This is a genomic window from Streptomyces sp. NPDC001889 (assembly GCF_053594535.1).
Map to the genome: position 1 here is coordinate 1 of NZ_JBSFER010000074.1, position 1186 is coordinate 1186.

At 60.8% G+C, this 1186-nt stretch carries 1 protein-coding gene; it reads right to left on the reverse strand.

Annotated elements, in window-relative coordinates; all coding sequences use genetic code 11:
• Positions 1-1081, reverse strand: a 1081-nt coding sequence (locus ACWCRA_RS35225) for a condensation domain-containing protein (protein ID WP_451069483.1), incomplete at its 3' end; no start/stop codon positions are given.
• Positions 1082-1186 lie beyond the last annotated feature (105 nt).

The following is a 1186-nucleotide window of genomic DNA, read 5'->3' on the forward strand; positions in this document are numbered from 1 at the left end:
CCACCGGACGCGGATCACCCTGAAGCGTGAACAACACCTGGAACAACGGATGCCGCCCCATCGAACGCACCGGATTCAACACCTCAACCAACCGCTCAAACGGCAGATCCTGATGCGCGAACCCCGCAAGATCCGTCTCCCGCGCCCGCGCCACCACCTCACGGAACGACGGATCACCCGACACATCCATCCGCAACACCAACGAATTCACAAAGAAACCAACCAACCCCTCCAAAGCCTCATCACCACGCCCCGCCACCGGACTCCCCAACGGAATATCCGACCCCGCACCCAAACGCGACAACAACACAGCAAGACCCGACTGCAACACCATGAAAAGACTCGCCCCACCCGCCCGAGCCACATCCACCAGACCACCATGCACACCAGCACCCACATCAAAACGAACCACCCCACCCCGATGACTCGCCACCGCAGGCCGCACCCGGTCGAACGGCAACACCAACTCCCCCGGCAACCCCTCCAACTCACCACACCAATAAGCCAACTGCCCCGCAGCCAAACTCCCCGAATCCCCCTCCTCACCCAACAACTCACGCTGCCACAACGCATAATCCACATACTGAACCGGCAACACCGACCACCCAGGAACCCCACCCCCACACCGAGCCCGATAAGCCTCCAACAAATCACCCAACAGAGGACCCACCGACTCACCATCAGCCGCAATATGATGAATCACCACCGACAGAACATGAACCCCCTCCCCCACACCGAACAACCGAACACGGAACGGAACCTCCACCGCCAGATCAAAACCCCTCCCCGCCTCCTCCGCCAAACACCCGGCCACATCCCCCTCACCCACCGAAACCAACGGAACAACAGGACGCACCACCCCAGCACCCAACACCACCTGCCGAGGAACACCACCCACCTCAGGAAACACCGTCCGCAAACTCTCATGCCGCTCCACCACATCACCCAGAGCCAACTCAAGAGCACCACAATCCAACTCACCCACCAACCGCACAACAAACGGAATATTGTACGAAGCCTCCACACCACCCAACCGATTCAAAAACCACAACCGCCGCTGAGCAAACGACAACGGCACCACACCAGGCCGCTCCACCCGCACCAGAGCCGGCCGAACAACCCCACCCCCCACCGAACGCCCCAACAAACCCGCAACCGACGGCGACTCAAACAAATCCCGCACCGA